The sequence below is a fragment of the Gillisia xinjiangensis genome, from assembly GCF_046298265.1.
Lineage (GTDB): Bacteria > Bacteroidota > Bacteroidia > Flavobacteriales > Flavobacteriaceae > Gillisia > Gillisia xinjiangensis.
The window spans coordinates 34,990-58,668 of sequence record NZ_JBKAHK010000011.1 but is presented as its reverse complement, the minus strand read 5'-3'; the positions used below and the strand labels follow the sequence as shown (position 1 = coordinate 58,668).

Annotated in this window: 19 protein-coding genes; 5 read left to right on the top strand and 14 right to left on the bottom strand. The window is 36.2% G+C overall.

What is annotated here, in order from left to right:
• The first annotated feature begins 4 nt into the window (after nt 1-4).
• Both ACKGJN_RS15830 and ACKGJN_RS15825 read left to right on the top strand, forming a co-directional pair.
• Nucleotides 5-949, top strand: coding sequence for a DUF6371 domain-containing protein (locus ACKGJN_RS15830; protein ID WP_409540532.1), 945 nt, complete (start codon nt 5-7; stop codon nt 947-949).
• A gap of 245 nt (nt 950-1,194) precedes the next feature.
• Complete coding sequence (locus ACKGJN_RS15825; RefSeq protein WP_409540531.1) at nt 1,195-1,833, top strand: hypothetical protein; 639 nt, start codon at nt 1,195-1,197, stop codon at nt 1,831-1,833.
• Between the two features lie 49 nt (nt 1,834-1,882).
• On the opposite strand, the gene ACKGJN_RS15820 is transcribed toward ACKGJN_RS15825, so the two are convergent.
• From ACKGJN_RS15820 to hsdR, 8 genes are all read right to left on the bottom strand, one after another.
• Entirely contained in the window at nt 1,883-2,725 is an 843-nt protein-coding gene (locus ACKGJN_RS15820) for a GIY-YIG nuclease family protein (protein WP_409540530.1), read from the bottom strand.
• Nucleotides 2,726-2,750: 25 nt separating this feature from the next.
• Nucleotides 2,751-3,782: a retron St85 family RNA-directed DNA polymerase gene (locus tag ACKGJN_RS15815; RefSeq protein ID WP_409540529.1), complete on the bottom strand. Its 1,032-nt coding sequence runs from the start codon at nt 3,780-3,782 to the stop codon at nt 2,751-2,753.
• A gap of 203 nt (nt 3,783-3,985) precedes the next feature.
• On the bottom strand, nt 3,986-4,273 hold the full coding sequence (locus tag ACKGJN_RS15810) for a hypothetical protein (RefSeq protein WP_409540528.1): 288 nt from the start codon (nt 4,271-4,273) through the stop codon (nt 3,986-3,988).
• A complete protein-coding gene (locus tag ACKGJN_RS15805; RefSeq protein ID WP_409540527.1) occupies nt 4,270-5,214 on the bottom strand; it encodes a phosphoribosyltransferase in 945 nt (314 codons plus the stop codon). The genes ACKGJN_RS15810 and ACKGJN_RS15805 overlap by 4 nt, the downstream gene beginning before the upstream one ends.
• 2 nt (nt 5,215-5,216) lie before the next feature.
• Complete coding sequence (locus ACKGJN_RS15800) at nt 5,217-6,506, bottom strand: restriction endonuclease subunit S (protein ID WP_409540526.1); 1,290 nt, start codon at nt 6,504-6,506, stop codon at nt 5,217-5,219.
• Entirely contained in the window at nt 6,506-7,966 is a 1,461-nt protein-coding gene (locus ACKGJN_RS15795) for a class I SAM-dependent DNA methyltransferase (protein WP_409540525.1), read from the bottom strand. Before ACKGJN_RS15795 ends, ACKGJN_RS15800 begins: the two co-directional genes overlap by 1 nt.
• Nucleotides 7,967-7,990: 24 nt before the next feature.
• Nucleotides 7,991-8,848: a GIY-YIG nuclease family protein gene (locus ACKGJN_RS15790; protein ID WP_409540561.1), complete on the bottom strand. Its 858-nt coding sequence runs from the start codon at nt 8,846-8,848 to the stop codon at nt 7,991-7,993.
• Between the two features lie 3 nt (nt 8,849-8,851).
• A complete protein-coding gene (hsdR, locus tag ACKGJN_RS15785) occupies nt 8,852-12,067 on the bottom strand; it encodes a type I restriction-modification system endonuclease (protein WP_409540524.1) in 3,216 nt (1,071 codons plus the stop codon).
• 647 nt (nt 12,068-12,714) lie between these two features.
• On the opposite strand from hsdR, the gene ACKGJN_RS15780 reads away from it, so the two are divergent.
• Nucleotides 12,715-13,782, top strand: coding sequence for a CNNM domain-containing protein (locus tag ACKGJN_RS15780; protein ID WP_409540523.1), 1,068 nt, complete (start codon nt 12,715-12,717; stop codon nt 13,780-13,782).
• Nucleotides 13,783-13,998: 216 nt separating this feature from the next.
• Here ACKGJN_RS15780 and ACKGJN_RS15775 read toward each other — a convergent pair whose 3' ends face one another.
• From ACKGJN_RS15775 to ACKGJN_RS15755, 5 genes are all read right to left on the bottom strand, one after another.
• Nucleotides 13,999-14,199 carry a hypothetical protein gene (locus ACKGJN_RS15775; protein ID WP_409540522.1) on the bottom strand — a complete coding sequence of 67 codons (201 nt, stop codon included), beginning with the start codon at nt 14,197-14,199 and terminating at the stop codon, nt 13,999-14,001.
• 140 nt (nt 14,200-14,339) lie between these two features.
• Nucleotides 14,340-17,078 (bottom strand): cation-translocating P-type ATPase, encoded by a 2,739-nt coding sequence (locus tag ACKGJN_RS15770; RefSeq protein WP_409540521.1) that lies wholly within the window; start codon nt 17,076-17,078, stop codon nt 14,340-14,342.
• 209 nt (nt 17,079-17,287) lie between these two features.
• A complete protein-coding gene (locus ACKGJN_RS15765; protein WP_409540520.1) occupies nt 17,288-18,055 on the bottom strand; it encodes an SOS response-associated peptidase in 768 nt (255 codons plus the stop codon).
• Between the two features lie 110 nt (nt 18,056-18,165).
• Nucleotides 18,166-18,843, bottom strand: a complete 678-nt coding sequence (locus tag ACKGJN_RS15760) for a hypothetical protein (RefSeq protein WP_409540519.1) — start codon at nt 18,841-18,843, stop codon at nt 18,166-18,168.
• Between the two features lie 89 nt (nt 18,844-18,932).
• Nucleotides 18,933-19,994: a bestrophin family protein gene (locus ACKGJN_RS15755; protein WP_409540518.1), complete on the bottom strand. Its 1,062-nt coding sequence runs from the start codon at nt 19,992-19,994 to the stop codon at nt 18,933-18,935.
• A gap of 615 nt (nt 19,995-20,609) precedes the next feature.
• Between ACKGJN_RS15755 and ACKGJN_RS15750 the strand changes: the two genes are divergently transcribed.
• Complete coding sequence (locus ACKGJN_RS15750; RefSeq protein WP_409540517.1) at nt 20,610-21,641, top strand: site-specific integrase; 1,032 nt, start codon at nt 20,610-20,612, stop codon at nt 21,639-21,641.
• Nucleotides 21,631-22,350 (top strand): hypothetical protein, encoded by a 720-nt coding sequence (locus tag ACKGJN_RS15745; protein ID WP_409540516.1) that lies wholly within the window; start codon nt 21,631-21,633, stop codon nt 22,348-22,350. The genes ACKGJN_RS15750 and ACKGJN_RS15745 overlap by 11 nt, the downstream gene beginning before the upstream one ends.
• A gap of 71 nt (nt 22,351-22,421) precedes the next feature.
• On the opposite strand, the gene ACKGJN_RS15740 is transcribed toward ACKGJN_RS15745, so the two are convergent.
• Nucleotides 22,422-23,678 carry a type II toxin-antitoxin system HipA family toxin gene (locus tag ACKGJN_RS15740; RefSeq protein ID WP_409540515.1) on the bottom strand — a complete coding sequence of 419 codons (1,257 nt, stop codon included), beginning with the start codon at nt 23,676-23,678 and terminating at the stop codon, nt 22,422-22,424.
• Nucleotide 23,679: the final 1 nt, after the last annotated feature.

The following is a 23,679-nucleotide window of genomic DNA, read 5'->3' as shown; positions in this document are numbered from 1 at the left end:
ACCTATGCTCTTAAAAAAAGATAGATTATTAAAATTCAGTAAGAAAAGGAATACCACAATTATTTCCCCTTGTTGTGGCAAACGAAACATAGATGGCAAATTCGTTAATTATGAAGGATATCCATTAACTTATGGCTACTGTCATTCCTGTGGGATAGCTACTACCCCACCTGCTGTTTACAGCGATGAAAAGGGAGAAGAATATCAGTGGAATGAAACAACCAGTTCTTGGGAACAAGGTGTGGTTAGCTCCACTACCCTGCCATTATCCGAAAATGTCAATCAGGAGATAAATCATCCTGAACAAAAATTTATTCCTGAGGCAATCATCTGGAAGTATTTTCAAATAGAACCTGAAAATAATTTATTGAAATACCTTAGAAACAATTTTCCGCAGGAATTGGTCGATGGTGTGAAGGAAACCTATGCCATTGGAACTACGAAGGACGGTGGAACTATCTTCTGGCTTACCAATGAAAATGCCCTGGTTCAAAAAGCAAAAATTTCCTATTATAATAATGAGGGTAAAAGAACTAATAAGTTTAAGGTTCCCTATAAGAATGAAACTGGTTATTTCGCCTGTTTGTTTGGAGCACATTTGCTAAGTGAGTCATTTAAGGGAACCAGGACCGTTGTTCTGGTTGAAAGTGAAAAGACGGCCATAGTGGGTGAAATACTGCTCCCACAGTATGTGTGGCTAGCTTATGGTGGCATCAATGGATTAACCGATGATAAAATTGATTGCCTTATCGGTCATAAAGTTTTAATCATACCTGATATGAGTGAAAATGCGGTTTCAATAGCCTATAAAAAATTGCCTTTCTTTCATTCTAAAAGAATAAATGCAAAGATTTGGGATATGACCGATGGAAAAACCGACCTGCAATTGAAGGAAGAAGGAATTTATAATAATGATCTGGAAGACTTTTTCCGGGAGTTATCTAAATGATTTAAACAGCATTTACTAACTAATTTGGTGAACAATAAACTATAAATACCAGTCCAATATCTCGATTCAATTTTCCGTTTTAAATTAGGCTTAGCCTGGCAAATTAATAAGCATAACTATTTGAAAATGTGGCATTTTTTATTGTAACCTATATTTTACATTCTCCAACCTGGAATTAATTTCCTAAATTAGGAAGTACAAAGATTCACAGCTTAACAATTTGCTCTTATAACTAATCCACTATCATGAAACCAGGTTCCTTTTTTAATCATCAAAAAATTAGATTTGAATTGTTAAACCAACTCCTTAACAGAAAGTTCCGAAACGGTAAAAAATCTTCCTCTACAGAAAAATTAAAAGAAGAACTTTCCTCTCAGGCTTTTGAGGAAAAGTTAAAAGCACTGGTGAAAAAGGATCTGGCAAAAAACTATAGCCGCCATACTATTGAAGAGGTGCTAAGCGAAATTTCCTTTTTTATACTAGAGGATAGTGAAATTGAGACTTCAATTGATGATCCGGGAAACGAAATTCCAGAACCTGAAATTAATTACATTGTTGAGGATGAAAAGATGGATGAGGTTTTTAAAGTCCAAAACAGAATCCCGAGGTGGTTTAAAAATCCCCATCAAATAAATTCACGTATTCTCATTGCTTATATGGAACTTTTAGAAAATAATAAATCTGTTTCCTATCATAAGCTTGCATCCTCCTGCCGTTCCATAGAAACTTTTCAAAACAATTATGTTCAAATGAAATCTTTTGGAGAAAGAAATCACGCTAAAGTTTTTGAAGAAGCAGGCTCCCGTATTACTCTTTGGGAGCCAATTAGGGAATTTGTGAAGAGCGAATTCAACATATTTAAAAGAAAAAGAAATGATTGGTAGTGCCTCAAAAAATCTAAAGGGTAAAAACCTGAATTTCACAGAGATCCTTCTAATTTTTCCTTTTTATCTCGTCTAAAGTTTTACCTTCTTTGTTTTTCCATGACGTCCATCCATTCGAATTCCTACCTTTAACCGCAGATGCAGCTGCGCTGGGAGAGCTAAAGATATAATCCTCTTGGAATACCAAATAATTATTTACTTCTTTTAAAACGTTTTGTTCCCTTAATTTTTTTCTTAAACCAATTACCCAGGAACTTGCAGCAGGTGTTTCTAATAAAAGTGCTTTACTTCCTTTTAACACAATATAACCATCATCTACTAAGTGCCCTACGGCATGTGTTGTTTTTCCTTTGTAAAAAAACATCTCATTTTCAGAGGTTATTTTCCGTTTTTCCTCAAATATGGGATAACCCAGAGTTGCTAAAAGAATCTTAGCCGTTTCAAAATTATCCAGAAGATCATGTTCCCGGCTTTCTGAAATTGATGTTCTTCTGGATCCTGTATCATTGTCCAACTCATATCTTCCTACTTGTGCGGCAATTTTAATACTATGATGCTCAAGATATTTTCCATCTGTTTTTGTGTATTCGTTTGTTTTAGTCGTTATAACAACACAATGAGTCCAGAAATCCTTATTTCGGTTATGTGATTGGATTCTATTATAGCAACATTCGCCCTCTCCTATATAAACTATAGGTTTGGCAACATCCTCTTTTGTTCCAAACAAAAAATAAATTCCTGTATTATTAATTTGATCTCTTTTTGATACCTCCTGAAGTTTATTTCTGGGAAAAAGAATGGCTTTAACCAATCGATTAGTTAGTTCTGCTTCCCGAATACTTGTAGGTGAACCGTCCGGAAGAAATATTTGAATCGTTTGAGGTTTTAGCATAGAAATTTTGAAATTAAATTATTTATCAACTTAAGTCCTTTAAGACATTAGAATACATCAAAGAAATAGAAGACAAGGAATTTATTACGAAGGCATTTTCCGGTTCAATCTGCTTCCAATAGCTTAACCTTCCCAAGACACGATCTATATAATAAATATCTTTATTATATTCTACTTGATCCATTATGCCGTATGTTAAAATATAATGAACCTGCTGTTTAATTTCTCTTCTTTTTGGTTTAGGAAGGGTTAAAGAATCCTCTTTGACAACAACACCTGTTAATATTTTTCTTTGATATTTTTTATAGAATTTCGTTTTTTGACTATTAATAGTAAAACCTTCATCATTAACAGTCATTCCAACTAGGGCTTGAAAATCAGGCGGAATGCTTTTCCCTGAAAAAGCAATATCATCTGCATAACGGGTATATATTAAATTCTTTTTTCTTGCAAATGCTGATAACCTTTTATCTAATGTATTTAAAATTATATTACTAATTAAAGGACTTGAAGCAGCACCCTGGGGTAAACTTCCATTAAGACAACATAATTGACTCAAATAATTTGTTACTTCTTTGGAATATCCTAATCTTTTAAAAAGTTCTCGTACCCTCGGAATTTTAATAGTAGGAAAAAAATCAACTAAATCCATTTTCAGCATTTCTTCCCTGCCTATATGTCTATACGCATTCTGAGCTATATTTTTCTTTTTCACATAAGCGAATGCTGCGGGATGAACTCTAAATTGGGATAAAATGTGCAGATTGATCCATTGTTGTGTTTCTAAGAGAGATTTATATGGTGTTACTATTTCTCTTATCCCCCCCTTACGTTTAGGAATTTGGAAATTCCGGTAAAAACTAGAAGGTTTATTTACCATTGCCGTTAAAACACCAAATTTAACTCCTAATAAAAGAGATAAATGTTTTGGATCAATAATGACCGGAACATTATTTTGAAAAGATTGCCTTACTACGAAAAGTCTTTCCTCCTTCAACTTTTGACTAAGGTCCGATTTCTCTATTATATCACTCCAATTTTTAAAAGTATAATCCAAAATTTATAAAAATAATAGAAGAAGAATTACTTAATTGTAAATAATAAAGAAAAACCGGTTCCATTCAGCAATGTATGATGATGGTTACTATAACTGTGATCATATTTCTTGATTGCAGTTCTAACAAAGCATTATAATGGATAAAACAGCCTTAGCGATACTGGGGCGACTACGCCCCATTTTCTAATCCTTCTTCTTTTGTGTTAAATATATGGTTTATTAATTTCTATTTCTGTGCCATTCAAATAATCTGGTTTCAAAATTTTTTTTCTATTTAAACTATTTTTTTTTGATAATAATTTTTCTGTAGAAAATTTTTTTAAAATCATTTTCCTATCCCAATCTATTTCAATTAAATCACATTGTTCTAAATTTTTAAGTTTTGTAGCTAAATCTAATGGATCATATTTTTCTTTAAAAAAAGATATTTTAACCTCATCGTTTTGAACTTCCTGAAGGTACTCTATAAGTGTTTTAATGTTTTTCTTCATTGCATACGATTAAATAAAGCTTTTCGCTTTGAGCCATCTGTATAACGGTTCCACCAAAATAAGGGAAGATTATTGTTTGGAAGATTAAATCTGCCCCAAGAATATAATGTTTCTGATTTACCAAATCCCAGACTAAATTTTTCTAAACTTTCAGGGTCCTTACCTTTATATAATATCCTTTCCATTATCACTATCTTTTTTCTAAATTTTTTACGTTTAAAAATGGGATAAATAATTGTTGTGGCTTTATCTAACTCAATACATGTTTTTAACGAAACATCTAACTTTTTAATTTTTTTAATTCCGCTTTTCATTGCGGCAACTGAAAAAATTTTCAGATTATGCTCTCCTTTTACTTCTGATAATATGTTTTGAAGATGCTTTAAATTTTTCTCTGCTGTTCCACCTGTACCAATAAAATCATCTACTAAAACAATGTTCTTCAAAAACAACCCATCTCGCGTAAACCCACCTTTTTTAATTCTTTCAATTCCATAATGAAAATCAGGTATTAAGTTTTGTTCCTGCCAATCCCCATTTAATTCAACTAAAATAGCTTTTATTTGATTCAATAATATTTCTGACCCATCGGGAAATTTATGTTTCCTAAACCCTATAAACAAAGTGTTTTTCGGAAGTAACGACCAATCTCGAATACCTTCATCCAACTTCTGTCGCAGTTTTACAACTGAATCTTCCTGTGTTAGATAGGTGAAATTATTTATTAGCTGAATTAAAATTTTTTTTTCTTGATGATCTGTATAATCAAACCATAATTTTTCTAATCCTTCTTTATTTATTTGATGTCCAAGCCATTCATTCTTATAATATAATTCACATAAGCTCTCATAATCAAGATCAGAAATTTCTTCAGATTGAAAGTCAACCCTTGATTTCTCACTAAATAAATTTTTAATAAAGTTTAAACAGCTAATAAACATATTTATGATCTAAATTTTTGGCTAGACTCTTTCTTTCTTTTCCCCCTCTCTTTCCTCAACTTCTCAATCTCCTCCAACAACTCGCGCGCATCTCCATCACTTTGCAATTGAGGTACCAGCTCTCCTTTAAAAGCTTTAGTTAAAATTGCTTTTTCTAGGTCTACCAACTTTGTCATTGAAATATTCTTTATTTTTCTGAGTGAATGAGAATAGGTAGTAAGGAATTTTTCAGCGAGAATTTGTGTCTTCTGACCACTTACCGGCATTCGAATCTCAGACAAACTTTTAAAATAAAGACGTGCACGAACACTTCCTTTAGTGTTGGCCCCGATTTCAAGAAGCCCTTGTTTCGACTTTAAAAAACCTAATAATAGTTCAGAAGAGAGAAATTCTTTCACACGGAATACGACATAATCCGGACTTGTAATTACAATTTCTTTTCCTGTATAAATTGCAATTGAACCTATATTGACCCTCATCGTGTTGTAGATGAAGTCCCCCGGAATTACCACTTTATAATTCTCAAAAGTCATCTTTTGGCCGGTACTTAAATCTATAATTCCTTTTTTTGCGGAGACTCCAATCTTACGACAACTCTCCCAATTTTTTCCAATCCTTTCAGATCTTTCCTCTAAATATCTACCAATTTTTTGCCGTGGAAAAAATTGTTTTGTTTGATTATTTACCAAACAACTATATATAAACCTTTCTTTTATGGCTTTTAAGGTTGTTATTCTTTCTTTGATTACCTCCAGTTGCTTAAACAGCTTATCCAATTTAACAACAATTCGATTTTGTTCGGGAAGAGGAGGAAGAGGAAACTTTAATTCTTCTATATAATCTTTTCTTATATTATTGATATTTATTCCGCCTGCTAATTCTCTTATCCTTTCCCTATAGTTATCTGATAGGAAATAATAGTCAAAAAATCCGGGGTTCAAACCTTTTAAAGGTCGAATCAACATTAAAAAAGCACCGAAGGAAACATTTTCATAATCTGCTTGTGCAATTCCAGCTTTACCAATTAATTTTTTACTACCGGTAGAACCAACAATTATTATATCACCTTTTCTTATTTTCTGATTTTCCTTAATAAATTTTTCATCAATATAAACTTCTCCGGCATTACCTACTATTATTCCATCCTGGATGTTTCCTCCCCTAAGGATTAGATAATCACCCTCATTTCTAAAAGATTTAGCATCTTCCTTTTTATAGGAAACACCTCTTATTAACTCAGAAAGCATTTTCACTTCCGTTTTAACCCAGTTCTTTGGCAGTTCTTCATTCATTAACTCAACTCCTTTATCATTGCATTTAACTGCTCAGTAATTTCTTTAATTTCAGCAAGCGCTTCTTTCGCGATTTCTACCGGTTCTCCTAAATCTTCTCCGTTACTAATACTGCTGTCCGAAATTAAACCTAAATCAAGGCTGTCGTTCTTCTCCTCAATTGTTTCACGAGAGATCTTATTCCAACGTTCATCTTTAATTTTCTCCCGCTTTGCATCGCTAACCAATCCGTCATATTTTTCCTCCACTTCATCAAATCCAATTCCACCTGTGTAAGCCTTTATAAAATCTTCAAAAGCTTTTTCGGTAAATGGAGTCCGTTTTCCGTAATTGGGAACGTTAGTTCGCATGTCATAAAACCATACATCTTTAGTGTTTTTGGTTTCAGTAGTACCACGTGTGAAGAATAATACATTGGTTTTTACGCCGGCAGCATAAAAGATCCCGGTTGGTAAACGCAAAATAGTATGCACATTACATTTATCCATCAGGTCTCGGCGTATGCGCTGCCCGTCTCCATCTTCAAAAAGCACATTATCCGGCAGGACTACAGCTGCGCGGGCTTTGCCGTCTTTCTTCAGGCTTCGGTAAATATGTTGTAAAAAGTTAAGTTGCTTGTTACTGGTAGGAAAGGTAAAATCATCCCTGGAGGGCCGCTCTCCTCCTTTTTTAGTTCCAAACGGGGGATTTGCCAGCACCCCGTCAAAATTCTTAAGACTTTTTCCGAATTCTGTTAAGCTATCTGCTAAATAAATCCTGCTTTCCATTCCGTGAAGTCGGGCATTCATTAAAGCTAATCTATGAGCATCACCCACCAATTCTACTCCGCTAAAAGCTTCTTGCTCCTGGAATTTCCTTTCTTTCTCTGAGAGCTTATAGTAATCATCATTTTTAGATCTCAGGTAATGATCTGCAGAGATCATAAACCCAAAGGTTCCGGCTGCGGGATCATTCCATTTTTCTCCTAATTTCGGTACAAGAAGATCTACCATCACATTGATCAATGGCCTGGGTGTAAAATACTGCCCTGCCCCACTTTTCTTCTCTCCGGCATTCTTTTCTAACAGGGTTTCATAAATATCTCCCATAGCATCCCGTTCATTCTCTTCATACCAGTCAATCTTCTCAATGGCCTGCACAAGGGTATCAAAATTTACAGGCTTTCGTAAACTTGTAGAAGCATCCGCATAAATTTCCTTAATACTGTCGCTAGTAGTTTTGTTGCTGATTTCAGCCAGGAATTTACGGTAGCGCAAAAAGGCTTCGTTATTATCGGGTTCATCTACAAAACCTCTCCATCTGTATTCTTCAGGAAGGTGCTCTTCGAAACCTTTAACTTCTGATAATTTTAAGAATAGTATATAGGTTAGTTCGTTTAAATACTGGTGATAGGTTACTCCGTCATCCCGTAAAACATTACATAGGTTCCAAAGTTTATTTGCTATTTCTTGTGAGCTCATTTATTTGTTGTGAGATTTGGGATGTTAATTTTGATATGATTTAGTTTGATATGATTTAGTTTGATTTGCAATAAATCTGCAATTGGCTTTATCAATTTTTAGTTCCTGTAATTTTTTGGGATTATGTGAATCATTCAATAATGGCGAATACTTTATTATAAAGGCCTTTTCCACCATGAAATCTCCTGAGTATTCTGTCCAGTTAACTTCCAGATTCTTATTGATCCAGTTAATAATCTCTATTTCGTCTTTAATAGAAAATTTATAATTTTTTTTATTCAGGTAAGAAATTAAGGACCCTTGTTCAGGGCTATATCCTAAAACAGCACCTATACTTCTAAAAAAAGTTCCGTGACCTTTTGCTCTCAATTCCTGCCCCAGGAATCTTTTTCTTAAAGTTTGACCTTCAGCTTTGCCTATATAAATAATTCTATGATTTCTTGTATCAAGATGTTTTTGGTATCGATCTGAAAATTTTGATCCAACGCTTAATTTGATACAATAAAAACCTGTACAATCTAATTTCGCATTTCCGTCCAGGTTTTTGGCTGAAATAAATTTTCCATTAACAAGGTTGTTTTCAATTTTTGTAATATTTTCTTCCAGGCTTTTGCTAACATTTAATGCTGATACTTTTGACTTTGATTTTTGTTCAGCATTCAATCCATTTCCGGTTTTCTGGATTTTTCCAGACCGCAGCAAAGCTTCGAATTGAGATATGTCTATATTTTGAATGCCATAATCTGAGACATAAAATTGAAGTTTCCTGAACCTGGTTCGTATGCTTTTTCTTTCTGTGGCTTCAGTCGACTTGCAAAATTTCTTCACCAATATTCGTAAATCCTCAATTTCCTCCCCGGTAAATTTATTTTTTCCTGTCATCACTTATGCTGAATATAGATTTTCATTTAATTCTGCTAAAATCTCATCAAGATTATTTTCAAAAATTTTGTCCAGTCGGTTGTAACCGCCATCTTTCTTAAATGGTTCCTCATCTAAATCTCCTTTGGTTAAAACGGTTTCTTTCAATAGCTGAGATTCAAAACGATCTATCCATTTTAACTGGATCCTGTTCCAGTTCTTAACTGATTTGATATTTTCTACAGCATTTTTTATACGTTGTTCGTGACTTACAAGATCTGTATCAAGTGCCATTGTTCTAATAAAGGAAATAATATCTGCAGCTATATCCACATTCCTGGTGCTTTTCCAGGCCGTACTTAAAGTCCGCGCATTATAACCTTCCTGGTCCAAAGCAAGTTTTAATTCCTTCAGTGATTTCCTGTCAAGTTCAGCGGGTTTGGTACATATCATTTCCAGGGCCGAAAGCTTATTTCGGTTTGCCTCGATGAAGCTTCTAAAGTCCTCAATATAATCCTCAGGCCTTTTTGCCTTTCCATAACCTCTTTCTATTCCCAAAACTTCATCCTGATGATCTGACACCAGCTGAAATTTCGGTTGGAAAATTTTAGAATCCAGAAAATTCCAGAGTCCGGGATATTCTGCCACAACTCTTTTTACCTGCTCCCCTTTAATCTGCTTTAAGGCTTCAATTAATTCATCTGGAGAATCACCTTTTGCCAGGTACATAAATTCCTCAAGACTATTATCCCTTAATTTATTTTTCTTTCTCTGTAGCTTGGCAAGTATTTGTTGGAGCTGTTTTTCCGCCCGATCCGGAGTTTCGATATAATCGAGTTCTTCCACCAGCTTTTTAAAAGAAATTTGCGGATTGGAAACCGTTTTCATCTGGGTATAGCCTTCAAGTGCTTCATAAACCCTAACGGCATCATATATCCTAAAAAACTGTTTATCTATATCCGGGCATAACCTTGTGGCACGGCCCAGCATCTGTTCAAATAAAATCCGGGATCTAACCCTTCGTATAAATACCAGATTGGTGATAGTAGGCACATCAATTCCTGTAGTAAGCAAATCTACGGTAACGCCTATAGAAGGATATTTTTCATTTTTAAACCGTTTGGTGAGATCTTCAGGATCATACGTATTACCGGTAATTTTCGCAATTGCTTGATTAGGCACATCTACCCCAATAGCAGCAAATTCCTCATAAAGTAAACGTACAATTAGATCAGCGTGACTATCTCTTACTGCAAAAATTAATGTTTTTTCATCCCCCTCAGGATCTAGATTCTGCACCAGACTTTTAGCTATCTCTCGGTTAAAAGGTTCTGTAATTACAAGTTTATTGAACTGTTCAATTTCAATATGAAGTTCATCCTCCAGTTCTGCAAGCTCTTCAATTTTGTTGGTTTCAGGATTATAAGCTTTTGGTTTCTCCCCTTTCTTCCATAGAATTCCTTCTTCACTTAATCTTGTCTTAATTAAATACGGAGGTTCGTGATCTACCAAAAAACCATCAATTACGGCTTCCCTGTAGGAATAGCTGTGCACGGGATCACCAAAGATTTGTTTCGTATGAAGCGCCGGAGTTGCAGTTAATCCAATGATGTAAGCATTGAAATATTCAATCACTCTTTTATATTGCCCCACATAATCCTGTTCATCCTTAAAATGAAGATCATCCTCATCTATTTCCTTATCCAGGTTATACCCTCTATGGGCTTCATCAATAATTATACAGTCATAGGTATCTATTGGCAAAGGATCATTCTCATTATAGAATAACCTTTTTACCATGCTTTGCACTGTAGCGAAATGTAAGCGGGTAACATCGTCGGGAATATGAGTGTTCATATCCTCTATCTGGTAAACATTCGCAAAAGTATTAAGGTCTTCAATTTTATTATCTTTAAAGCCGCTTAAAGCCTGAATAGCCAGTAATCTTCTGTCGGTAAGAAATAAGATTCTTTTGAACCTGTTAGATTTGATAAACCTGTAAGCCAAACCTAATACCGTCCTGGTTTTTCCAGTTCCGGTAGCCATTACCAATAGCGATCTTTTATCATCTGGTTGTTTTATGATCTTGTTCTCTATTGCCTTTATTGCATCAATTTGATAATCTCTAAGGCTAAGACCATTTTTACTTTGAAGGTAATCATATTCACTCTCCTGAAGTTTCCTGTTGGCATCCTCAACATTACGCTTATACAAATCCTCAAGACCCTTTGGTGAGAACCAACCGCGAAGTGCATCTGACTGATTTCGATCTTTTCTCACATCCAGAAACCAGATTCCGCTTTTTGTTTTCAGCTGTTCCAGGTAAGAACGACCATTGGTAGAGAAAAGAAAGGGTACTTTATAGATGCCCCAGCTTCCCATTAGTTCAATTTCCGAATGAGGTTCAATACATCCCGCGTAAATCTTGGACTGGTAAAGGTCTGTTGAAATATCTGAAGCATACTTTTTAGCTTCTACAATGCCATATAATTTTGTTCCAATAAAAAGCGCATAATCTGCCCATTTACCAGCACAAGGCCATTCTGCAATAGCAACATTTCTTCCCTTTCCAGGAAGGGTTTTATTCTTTTTATGGTTTAAATTCTCGGTATCACATTCCCATCCGGCTTCCCGTAATTTTTCATCTATCAAATCCCTTGTCTCTGCTTCAGATTTGGTGAGATTTTTTGCTACCCTATAAGATCTTTCTTTTCTCTCCTCCACCACATCTGGAGAAAGATTCATTGAGGCTATTTTCTCCTCATAATTGGTAACCTTCCGGGTTAACCTGTCAAGCTCACATTCAAGATCGTCAACCGATTGTTGGTCCTCCTGTGGCGGTAAACTGTATTCCTGTGGCTCCAGGTAATCATTCTCATAAGTCTCATAAAACCATTTGGCGAGTTGAAAACATTTTTTCAATACGAAAAGCGCTTCTTTTTCTGTACTATTTCCCTGGTGGCTTGCCTTATTTCCGGATTTTCTAATGATATGTAAAAGATCCTTAATAATCTCCGGAATAATATTTCGATTATAGAGCTGGTAAATTCTTTCTACCTGTGTTCCTTCAAAATAGGCCAAATCCTCAAACTCCCAGATAAGAGTGGTGATTTTCTCTGTGAATAACCTGGTTTTGGAAAGCGAAGAACTGGGATCAATATAAAACAACCTCTCTGATAACTCACTGACTTTAAACAGCTCCGGGTAAGAATCCTGAAGGAAATAAAATTTAGAAGTCATAGTTAGTTTAAAGGGGGTGGTTGGTGGTTAAATATAGTTAATATTTTAACAACCAGATTCTGATAAAATTAGATAAAAAAATTTAGGTGATATTACGGAAAACCGTATTTCAGAACCTTTTAGCTTTATTTTCAGGATAATTAATAATAACAAAAAAGCGCAGAGAACATTACTGTTATCTGCGCTTCTGTTAACAATATAGGCAGAGGTTATTTTTGAATAATTATTGGTGTCAATCCCTCTTTAAGGGTCTCGTAATCTTCTTCTTCAATTATTCCAAGATCAAGCAGATCTTTTGATTCTATATGCTGCCTCGGATAAAAGGTCGTAGACTGCCTTACCCAACACATAAGGGATCATATTGTGTTCCTAGGGCTTGATGATATGTCCTGCAGAAGGTTGATGAGGGATTTTGAGCTGGACAATAAAAAGTGCATTACATACGATGTCCTGGAGTTTGGTAAAGAAGTAATTAAAAAAAGTTCCTGATCCAAACTATTCAACTTGCTGAAATTTCCCTATTAAACCCTATAAGATCTTAAGGATAGTTGTCTGCAAAATCATCCTAAATAATAATTCAACTTTAATATCCTTAATTATCTATCTTTGGTGTCAAATTGCTTTAAAATAAGCCTTTATACGTAATTATGACCCTATTATTCATTTACCTTTTTATAGCCTTATTTGTTTCGTTTTTATGTTCAATTGCAGAGGCGGTTCTCCTTTCTACACCTATATCGTATCTTAAAGCAAAATTAGATCAGGGAGATAATAGGGCTGAAAAATTCCTTAAACATAAGGAAAATGTAGACCGTCCCCTTTCTGCAATTCTTTCATTAAACACTGTGGCACATACCGTAGGAGCTGCAGGAGTTGGTGCCCAGGCTACTATTGTATTTGGGGAAGCTTCCTTTGGAATTGTTTCGGCGGTATTAACACTTTTAATTTTAGTGCTCACTGAAATTATTCCCAAAACCCTCGGCGCCAACTATAGCCGGGAGTTAATGGGATTTTCTTCAGTACTTATTGGAATTATGATTTTTATCACGTATCCTTTGGTGCTTTTGTCTTTAACTCTTACCCGGCTTTTATCCCGAAAGGAAAAGGAACTAACCACAAGTCGTGAAGAAATTTCTGCCCTGGCCTCCATCGGTACCGAAGAGGGGATTTTTGTGGATAAGGAAAATAAGATTATTCAAAACCTTATAAGGCTGAAAAGTATTCCAATTTCGGAAATTATGACGCCACGAATCGTGGTGGTAATAGCCAATCAGGATATGACTTTACAGGAATTTCTGAAAAATAAAGAATTCCTCCATTTCTCAAGAATTCCCATATATGGCGGGAATCGTGATAATATTACGGGCTATGTATTTAGGGAACTCGTTTTTGAAAAACTTGCAGAGGACCAATTTGATCTTACCCTAAAGGATATTCGCAGAAATATTACTACTTTTTCCGAAAAAACCACCTTGTTTACTGCCTGGGAAGAATTGATAACCAGAAAAGAGCAAATATCACTGGTGGTTGATGAGTATGGCGGAATGGATGGTATTGCAACCCTTGAAGATATTATAGAAACATTGCTGGGTTTTGAGATTGTAGACGAAAAAGACCAGGTAGAAGATATGCAACAATATGCGATGGAGCGTTGGAAATCCAGACAGAAAAAATATAAAATGTTGGATGATAATATTAAAAATCCAGAGGAATAATTCCTAAACTTATAACATCCTCGGGAATTAATTTAAGTAATCCTCCGAAGACACTATTCATTAAATTTGAAATGCAAAAAAAAGAGGGCTACAAATTGCCCTCTTTTTCCTCTGTTTAAAAAACCTAACCTTCTGTAACAGATACTAAATCTCAAATTATATTTCTTTATAAAGCTGGAAATACAACTCCTATTCAATTTTATTTTACCCCAACTTTTATTGAACAGTAAGAGAATCTACAATAACTGTATCTACCACGGTAGAATCGATTTCTATGATCGCTGGAGATTCTATATTCTCTGCAGGGGTTTCATAAACTTCATCTGATTCAATGGTAGTTTCTGTTGTGGATTCTTTACAGGAAACAACACTAAGCACTAATGCAAGGGCAGCAAGGGTGGGTAAAATTTTTTTCATATTAAATGATATTTTGATGGTTTGATTGGCAAATGTATATTATTTTTCCAATGACATAGGAAGTTTTAAAATTATAAATTTAAAAAACTTCCCTTTAATAATGTTTAATAAATAAATCAGGTGCCTCTACCATAATTTCACTATACCTCAATGTTCTTAAAATAATGGTAACGAATCCATTTCTCAATACCTATAATGATCAGGATGGAAAATGCGACTATAAAGGACATGCCCCATGCTTCTGCCTTTAAAGGAGATGTATGGAACCAGTGGTTCATAATGGGAATATAAACGAATGCAGCCTGGGCAAATAATACTCCCGCAATTCCAAAATAAATGGAAGGATTGGAGAAAACTGCAATTTTATGAATTGGGAGCTTCAGGGAACGACAATCAATCAGGTAAAATACCTGAAATAATACCATTGTAGTTGCAGCCATGGTTTGAGCTTCGGAAACAGCAAGGTCTTTTGAGATTCCTTTTGAAAGCTCTAAGTGGTATTCCCACAGAAATAATCCTATAGTTCCCCCGGCCATCACAAGGGCAACCAGTACAATTCTGAAGATCAAAAAAGAACTTAATAATGGTTTGTCTGGCTTGCGCGGTGGGCGGTTCATCACATCCGGATCCTTAGCCTCAAGAGCAAGGGGCAATGTTAGTGCAACTGCAGTAATCAGGTTGATCCATAGTACCTGAACGGGCACCATAGGTTTGAGTAGTATGCCACCTTCGGAAGGGAAAAACAAGACCGCAATAAATATTACCAGGCCTAAACCTATGCTTGTAGGTAATAAAAATGCAAGACATTTAAGAAGGTTATCGAATACCCTTCGTCCTTCCTCAACAGCTGCTTCAATACTTTCAAAATTATCATTGGCTATAATCATATCTGCCGACTCCTTGGCAACAGCTGTTCCGCTGATTCCCATAGCCACACCTATATCCGCACGTTTGAGGGCTGGCGCATCGTTCACTCCGTCTCCAGTCATCGCTACAATTTCTCCGTTGGCCTGCAGCGCTCTTACAAGTCTAAGCTTATCAGCCGGAGAAACCCGGGCAAAAATGTGCGTAGTTTTCACTGTTTCCTGTAGATCAACTTCATTCAACTTCTGAAGTTCATTCCCGGTAATCACCTTGCCATCTTGCGTCAATCCAAGTTGTCTTCCTATTTCAGTAGCAGTAGCGGGATGATCGCCAGTAATCATTTTCACAATTATTCCTGCACTGTGACAGGCTTCAATAGCATCTTTCACCTCCAGCCTTGGAGGGTCGCTCATGGCCATTAATCCTAAAAATTCAAAGTGCCTTAAATTTTCTTCAACAATGTTTGGTAAGCCCTCTTTTGGTAATTTTTTTTTGGCAAAGGCAAGCACTCTCATTCCTTTTTCGGCAAATGTCAAAACTGCTTTACGTATATCCTCTTCAAGTGATTTTTCTGATACTTTACCAGGATGGGTTAAAAGAGGAATAACAGCCTCGGGAGCCCCTTTAAGATAAATAACTTTATCACTGGCAGGAGACTGATGAAGAGTGGCCATTATCTTCCTGTCCGAATCAAATGGTAACTCATCCAGTCTTGGCCAAATGTGTTTCAATTCTTCTAAATCAATTCTAAAATTTAATGAAGCTTTCAAAAGTGCGATCTCTGTTGGATCACCTATGGCTATCTTCTTCTTCTTTGTTTTATCGTCTTGTTGAAAGGTTGCATCATTGCAAAGTGTTGCGCAAAGAATCAATTCTCTTAACTCATGCGCTTCCGCTTCTATGCTACTGCCATCCTTTATGATTTTACCCCTTGTATCACTCCCAGCCTCCAGGATAGGAAATTCTCCTTCTCCGTTCCATAGGAAATTAACTTTCATTTCATTGCGGGTAAGCGTGCCGGTTTTGTCCGAGCAAATAACCGTAGTGCTTCCCAGCGTTTCTACCGAAGCCAAATGCCTGATGATCGCTTTTCTTTTTGCCATGCGTGTCAAACCAATAGTTGCTGCAATGGTAATAACTGCGGGCAACCCCTCCGGAATGCTGGCGACTGCTAAGGTAATTGCAGAAAATGCAGCATCGCTAAACGTATAGTCACGGAATATGGCCAAAGCAAAAACAGCAACTCCTACAGAAATAATGGCGTAGGTAATTCGGGTTGCTATCTTTTCAAGGGAAAGTGTGAGTGGCGATTTTGGTGCGTCTGTGGACTCTAGCAGAGATGCAATTTTTCCAATTTCTGTATTCATCCCTGTTGCAACAACAACTCCTTCGGCAGTTCCCGAGGTTATTAATGTTCCGCTAAAAACCATACAGGTACGGTCAGACACTCCCGCATCGGAAGCTACAGCAAGGATTTCCTTTTCTGCCGGAAGGGATTCTCCCGTAAGGATAGACTCATCACATTGAACATTTTTTGTGAAGGTGAGCCGCATGTCAGCCGGCACACTATCCCCTGCCTGAAGTAAAATATAGTCCCCGATAACCAGTTCAGAGATGGGTATGCTTACCTGTTCATTGTCCCTCATTAATGTGGCTTTTTCCGGTACTAATTTCAATAAACCGGCTATGGTATTTCCAGCCTGATATTCCTGAATAAACCCGATAACTGCATTAATCAGTATTACTGAAAATATCACGACACCATCTGTGATTTTCCCCATAGCTATAGCAAGAATGGTTGCTACAAAAAGAATATAGATGAGTGGATTTAAAAATTGTCGTATCAGAATGCTAAAAATGCCTTCTCTTGCTCTTCTAACTAGTGTATTGCGTCCCTCTTTTTTTAAACGTTCGGAAGCTTCTTTTGAAGAAATACCCTTGATGGAACTTTTAAGAAGTTTTAATACAGCTGTGGGCGAAAGAGAATGCCATTGGATATTTTGGTCGCTGTTCATTTCCATTATTATATCACTTATCTATTACCTCTATAGCAAGTATTTGATGCCTGGATTGTAACTTAAAGTAACGAAATATTTATTTTATTTTTGGGATAAACCTATATTTTTACAGGTCATGGTCTTGAATATGAATAAACTATCCATGTCCAAAGAAATATTTATAGTTGATTTGAATTGCGGATCCTGGAGATCATAAAGATTCACTTTTATGAAGCCTTTAATTCTGCATATTCAAAGGGTTCACAAACTTTCTCAACATTCCCGATATATTCTTTTCCCCTCAATCGTTTCACCGTGTAAGCATCTAATTCTTCATCAGGGTATTCTCTTATCAATTCCTGAATGGATTTAACATCCAGTTCGTCTTCAATTGGGTGAAGCCAATTGTCCTCCAATTCCTGCGGCAAAATTAATGGCATTCTTGGTCCTTCCAATTTTGGATTATTATGGATTTTGGCCAGCATTTTATTTCCTTTGGTGGTTACTATGGAAAAAGTATTTAGGTTCTCCCCTGTTTCCCGATCGGTCCATTCGCTCCAAAGTCCGGCCAATGCCAAAGGTTTATCGTTTTTTTGATGAATGTAGAACGGGAAGGTTTTACCATTAAGGTGATGGTGTTCATAAAATCCATTGATATAAATCAGACAGCGGTTATGATTGACCGATTCCCGGAAGGAAGGTTTTTCAAAGATGGTCTCTCCCCTGGCGTTTAATGTTTTATTCCATAATTCCTTTAGCTGCTTTTTGTCTTTTACCCAATGAGGAACCAACCCCCAGGTTGATACTTCGGGATTCCAGGGAGAACGATCTGTATAAATAAGCAATTTGGGATGACTGAAACCTGTAGTATGGTAAATTGGCAAGTCGGTTAAAGTAGCCAGGTTTTCCTCAATTTCTTTAATGGCCCGTAAATCCAATTTCCTACTGGCACGGCTTAATTGAGCTTCCAAATTAGTACTTATATCGTAGCACATAATAAAAATATTTTGGTATCATATAAAACTTTGCAGCGTTTGCCAGGAATGATAAATTTAAGAAAAAGAAAGTTACAATTACCCAAAACCACAATTGCCTAGTTGTTATGTTAGCTGTGGTTTTCATCTAAGTTCTGTGATACTTCAATAGATATTTTTCGTAGAGTTTCTGAACTTATCCCCATTGAAAAATGTTTATGAAAATAAAAATGCTCAATTTTGTTTAAATCTGTTCGTACTAATATACTTTTATCAATGTTCGCGAACTTTTTGAATAGCCCGGTTTTTTTATTAATAAACTTCAAGTGATTGATTAATCCCCAAAACAGAAAAATCATTTTAGTAGAATCATTTAAGAGGTGATCTAATTCATTAAGGTGATTTCTGTTCTCTGCAGATAATAGAAATTCATTAAATTGTTTAGAATTTGTTGAAGACATTCCTGTTGTTGGAAAACCAATGATTTCGACAAATGATATTTTATCAGCGTAATCGCTTTTAAAGTTTAATTTTGAAATAGTTTTATGATATTTCTTTCCTTCTCCATCGTACTTGGGATGTAAAAACGGATGGTGAATTTCGTGCTTCTCCCAGAATTCAACTCCATCACGCAAATAATCGCGAACCAGGTTAAATATTGGCGATAAATCAATGTCCACAGCCCAATTTGGATCTTTGCCAACAAATAAGACTTTTGCACTCGCAGGATTTGCCCCTTGAAAGTTCTTCAATCTGTACAGTTCAATTAATGATTTTGAAGGATGCTTCTTAAAATTACTAATGTTCATTTTTTAACTTGTATAAAAAACCCTGCTAACGGCCAGGTATAAGCGGTCGTTTTAATGCCGGTTATACGTTGTTAGCTGCTGGTTCCTTTTTACATTTCAGTATCAGCAGTATTTTGAAAAGGCTTTGGTATGTCCTTTTTATCATCTCCAATAATTTCTCGAATATCAATTTCTATAGCTCTTGAAATTGTAGTAATCGGGACATCATTTCTACTTCCTTCGAAAGGATTTTCAGATACGTCACCTACTCTTTCCATAAGCATAAACACCCATGATATAATAATGCTAATTGGAACAGTCATCCACACAAAATGCTCAGCAACAAGACGATTCAAAAAGCTTGTGTTTTCGTCTTTAGCCATAACGAGTCCTATCTCATGGAATTCATGCATCATTCCAAAGGGTAGTAGAATTATAAAAATCCAAATAAAAAACAAGTTTAGAGTGGCAAATTGCCTTGGATACGGAAAGTTTTTAATTCTTTCAACTTTGCCTTGCAAAGAAAATAGTTCGCCAATCATATTCTTAAACTCCATGTGGCGGAAGACATCAATCAATCCTTCTGATTTTAATTCCTTAAAATGGCGGGATTGAAGGTTGAGGCAGGCTGCTTGCTTATTTGTCATGCTTAGTACAAACTCTTTCTCATCTTTATCTAAATATCCATCTAGTTCTTCTTCGAGAGAGATTTTGTGTTCTGCTACATCTACGGTTTTCATTTGCTCTTTATTGATTTCCCATGGTTTTTTGACCCTAAGAGCATGCCTCAGAGAAGTCATCCAAGCTACATGACGCATTATAATAACCTTCTTGATTTTAAGAAATTCATTATCAGTTCTCACTGTTCTGGCAAATTCATTAGTGATAAAGTCATTGCTCATTGTTGCTAATAGCCTTGATGCGTTTACAATGCCTCCATATATCTTTCGGGCTTCCCAAAGCCTTTCATATGAAGCATTGTTTTTAAATCCGGTTATGAAAGCGAGAGATGTCCCTACAAGTCCAATTGGAAGCCAGGGTAGATATAGCCATTTTAAGCCAACAACATCAAACAGTAAAACAGGTACAACAGATAGTAGGAAAAAAAAGTAGATATACTTCCTCGTCCATAGGAGTACAATTTTTAGTGGGTAAACTGGCTTTATGTACATATTTTAATTTTTTTTGCAGCTAACGTGTTATATAAAGCTTAAAGTAACGGAATATTTGTTTTACCTCGGGGAAATAGAAATGTTTTAATGATTTATGATCTCGACATATCGGGTATTTAAATCACCCAGATAGGATTTATTCCAATTAGAGGCATTCCAGAATAACAAGGATCATTTTGAACAATACCGATTGTAAGAGAGCTTAATTAGTACAATATTTATACATCTAGCTTTTTAAAAAGACGATATGTTAGGAAATATTTAGTAAAAATACTTCCTAACATATCGTCAGATTTATTTGGGCGATTCCTAGCTATTTCTGGAAATGGTCTGATCAAAAAACCTGACCAACGGCCTGCGATTTTTTATTATTATTCCTGGCGAAATTACCGGCCAGGTTATCTTTTTAGTTTTATTTAAATTTGAATTCCTGGAGCCTAATAAACAAGACCCAGGATCTGAAAATTTTACTTTATTATTTTTGGTCAAATTAGAGGCAAGATTTTCTTTTCATTTTTTTTTAAAAAAGTGGTGCTAATTTCCGTGTACCTTTCTGTACCTTTTTTATTTTTCCGCTTGTAAAGCACTGTTAATGCTAATTTCTCACTTCCTGTATTGGAATTTGAATATCTTAAGGAGTATTTATACATCAATCCGAAAAATACTTCTGAAAAAAAAGAAAACGCTGAAACTCTTTTAAGGGCTGAACAGATTCTCTCTATCCGCAGGGCCGAATACGCCCAGGGGAGATACGGGATTAAGGATCGATCTAAAAACAGGTTGTTATTTCTCACGTACTATGAAAAATTAAAGGAAGAGCGTTATGAGAGCAAAGGAAACTATGATAACTGGGATGCTGCTCAAAATCATCTCGAGGATTACTGCAAAAAGAAAAAAATAACATTTGAGGACATTGATGAAGAATTTGTTTTAGGCTTTAAAAAATTTCTCAATAAGGCCAGGACCAAATCAGATACGCTCCTATCCCAAAATTCCAAATATTCCTATTACAATAAATTTAAAGCCGCTTTAAGACATGCTTTTGATGAGGGTTATACCAGAAGGAATTTTGCTACTACCGTCAAAGGCTATGCACAGGGAGAAACAGCTCGGGAATATCTTACCAATGAAGACCTTCAGGCCTTAGTTAAAGCAAACTGTAAACACCAGGTTCTAAAATATGCATTCATATTTAGTTGTTTGACAGGCCTGAGGTGGAGCGATATAGATAAACTTACCTGGGCTGAAGTCCGCGATGAAGAGGAAGGTACACGGCTGATCTTCAAACAAAAAAAAACCGCCGGACAGGAATACCAATATATTTCAAACCAGGCAAAACAGCTTTTAGGAAAAAGAAGGCAGGAAATAGACCGTGTCTTCAAGGGGCTAAAATATGGAGCGCATTTTAATGCTGAAATCCTCAGGTGGTGTATGAGGGCAGGAATTACCAAACACATCACCTTTCATAGCGCCAGGCATACCCATGCGGTTCTTCTTCTGGAAAATGGAGCAGACATTTACACTGTTTCAAAGGTTCTTGGCCACAAGGAAGTAAGAACCACACAGATTTATGCAAAAATAGTGGACAAAAAGAAGAAAGAGGCTGCCACCTTAATACCTGAGCTGCAAATAGATTATGAATTTTGATCTTTTTCAATATCTGGCAAATGTGGCATTTATTTATGCATACGGGCGTTTAGCTATTCATTTTGCTCCGGGAATTTTTCGCTATTTTCTAAACACCTCTTTTAACTCGTATAGTCAGGTAGAAAAACCGAGAATCCTTTTTAACCTGGTGGGACTTGGTTTTATGCATCTGATGTATTTTTCTCAAAGTACCTCCCAGGCTGATAACCTCCTGCTTCAGGTAATAACTACAGCTGCATTTGGGTTGGGTTTCTTTTTTTGTGTTCTTTCCTGGTCCGATAAATTTGAACGATCCTTTTTGCCGCATTTGAAAAGGCCGGGAGTAATCCCATTGGAGAATTTTAATCTTACCATTCCAGATGTGAAACTTGAGCAGTTATATAACGATCTCGTCCGGTATGAGTTGGTAAATCAGGACCTGACCTCATTGGAAGATTTCCACAACGTGCTTACCAAAAACTGGAAAGACCACAACTCCAGAATTCATTTTAAAATGGACGGTCCCAGTTCCCGCGAATTTTATAACTATTTCACCAAAACATTTCCAAATAATACCATGACCATAAAGAACCTATTTATTACTTCAAAATTAGTCTTCCGCCCAGATGGTAAAAAGTATAATTACAACACCCTCAAAAATGCCCCCTCTAGAACCCCATTTTCAAAACATAATGAAACGCTGGAAAACATTTTTAAAAAACTGAAATGATTTTGAGTATGACCGAATGACTCCGCAGTTTTTTTTGTCTATTGCTTGTGAGCTGGCTTGAACTGGTTTACTTATAGCTCTGTATGAAAGGCTGGTTCCATCAATAGTTGTTCCCTAGGGGGAATACCTATTTGCTTTGCGACAGATTTCCACTCCTTGACCGCATTCAAAACTTCTTTAAGGATGGTATCCATTTCACTTTCGTTCAAACGGAAAAATTTCCCAACGCTTCTTGCAAGTTCAAAATTCAGCGCATTATCATCCATATCTATATTGAGCGCAAGTCCATCCTTATCAATCGATGGGTTCAGATCAAAGGCAGGTGAAAGTTCCCAACCTATTTCATTCAGGATAAAACCGTGATTACGCAAGTGATCGTCTGTATTTGAGACGGCAATATTGAATACAATCCTGCGCCATAACTGTTGAAGATTTTCATCTACATTCGTTCCGTAATTCTCTATAACATCCACGATATCGAGATAACTGGGTGTATTTGTTTTGAGAGATTCCTCGGTATTCCCGGTCATCGTCATTGCTGATGCAAAATGGATACGATTACCCTTTTCACGATCAAATCGTTTAGTCAAAAAAGTATGATATGCACCGGAAATTCGCTCAATTCTGGATTCTGACATTTCAATGCCACCTGCAATTGCCAGTTTATAGGTAAGGAATTCCCAGGCTGCCTTATCCACGGTATCTGTTTTTGAAGGAAACTTTGCAATCCATAGGTCTTTGTCCTTTCCCAATATGTTTGCTTTGGGTCTGGCACCGCCAAGAGAAGATCCAGGTGCGATGAGAACGGCTATCCATTGGCGAATATCATCACTCTGTGTGTCATTCTCAAGATGATCGACCGCTTCCTGTAAGTCTCCGAGTGAGGACCAGGGCGGTGTAGGATTTTGGTTATCGTTATCCAAAAATGGCCCATCTGGATCTGTCTTAAACCGAAGTGCTCCCATTCGACTTTCATCGTAAACACCTAACAAATAATCAATTTCATAAAGTGTTCTCGCCTTCTCATTGCGAGCTCTTGCATCTTGCGACTCTCTGCGCTTCATCAAGGTCTTCCCCCATGTATCTGGCATGCTGTCTAAAAAGATGCCAAAATTTTCCTTATCGGAAGGGTACTGTGGCCCGGAATAAAACATAATATCCGGATCAAGCAGCTGATAGGAATCCCGCGCTAACCATTCTTTATTGTACTCGAAGCTGAATGCTTTTTTAGCTTTAGCAAAATGTGCCGAAAGTATTCCAATATGCACAGGACCAATCAAGCCTTTCCAATCTGCATACACATAAATATCAAATTTTCCTCCTGCCATA

What these genes read in the sequence shown, in the direction of transcription:
- ACKGJN_RS15740 (WP_409540515.1), bottom strand. Translation starts at nt 23,678, where the DNA reads ATGGCAGGAGGAAAATTTGATATTTATGTGTATGCAGATTGGAAAGGC.
- ACKGJN_RS15825 (WP_409540531.1), top strand. Translation starts at nt 1,195, where the DNA reads ATGAAACCAGGTTCCTTTTTTAATCATCAAAAAATTAGATTTGAATTG.
- ACKGJN_RS15795 (WP_409540525.1), bottom strand. Translation starts at nt 7,966, where the DNA reads ATGAGCTCACAAGAAATAGCAAATAAACTTTGGAACCTATGTAATGTT.
- ACKGJN_RS15755 (WP_409540518.1), bottom strand. Translation starts at nt 19,994, where the DNA reads ATGTACATAAAGCCAGTTTACCCACTAAAAATTGTACTCCTATGGACG.
- ACKGJN_RS15810 (WP_409540528.1), bottom strand. Translation starts at nt 4,273, where the DNA reads ATGAAGAAAAACATTAAAACACTTATAGAGTACCTTCAGGAAGTTCAA.
- ACKGJN_RS15805 (WP_409540527.1), bottom strand. Translation starts at nt 5,214, where the DNA reads ATGTTTATTAGCTGTTTAAACTTTATTAAAAATTTATTTAGTGAGAAA.
- ACKGJN_RS15765 (WP_409540520.1), bottom strand. Translation starts at nt 18,055, where the DNA reads ATGTGCTACGATATAAGTACTAATTTGGAAGCTCAATTAAGCCGTGCC.
- ACKGJN_RS15820 (WP_409540530.1), bottom strand. Translation starts at nt 2,725, where the DNA reads ATGCTAAAACCTCAAACGATTCAAATATTTCTTCCGGACGGTTCACCT.
- ACKGJN_RS15790 (WP_409540561.1), bottom strand. Translation starts at nt 8,848, where the DNA reads ATGACAGGAAAAAATAAATTTACCGGGGAGGAAATTGAGGATTTACGA.
- ACKGJN_RS15775 (WP_409540522.1), bottom strand. Translation starts at nt 14,199, where the DNA reads ATGAAAAAAATTTTACCCACCCTTGCTGCCCTTGCATTAGTGCTTAGT.
- hsdR (WP_409540524.1), bottom strand. Translation starts at nt 12,067, where the DNA reads ATGACTTCTAAATTTTATTTCCTTCAGGATTCTTACCCGGAGCTGTTT.
- ACKGJN_RS15800 (WP_409540526.1), bottom strand. Translation starts at nt 6,506, where the DNA reads ATGAATGAAGAACTGCCAAAGAACTGGGTTAAAACGGAAGTGAAAATG.
- ACKGJN_RS15830 (WP_409540532.1), top strand. Translation starts at nt 5, where the DNA reads ATGCTCTTAAAAAAAGATAGATTATTAAAATTCAGTAAGAAAAGGAAT.
- ACKGJN_RS15745 (WP_409540516.1), top strand. Translation starts at nt 21,631, where the DNA reads ATGAATTTTGATCTTTTTCAATATCTGGCAAATGTGGCATTTATTTAT.
- ACKGJN_RS15780 (WP_409540523.1), top strand. Translation starts at nt 12,715, where the DNA reads ATGACCCTATTATTCATTTACCTTTTTATAGCCTTATTTGTTTCGTTT.
- ACKGJN_RS15760 (WP_409540519.1), bottom strand. Translation starts at nt 18,843, where the DNA reads ATGAACATTAGTAATTTTAAGAAGCATCCTTCAAAATCATTAATTGAA.
- ACKGJN_RS15770 (WP_409540521.1), bottom strand. Translation starts at nt 17,078, where the DNA reads ATGAACAGCGACCAAAATATCCAATGGCATTCTCTTTCGCCCACAGCT.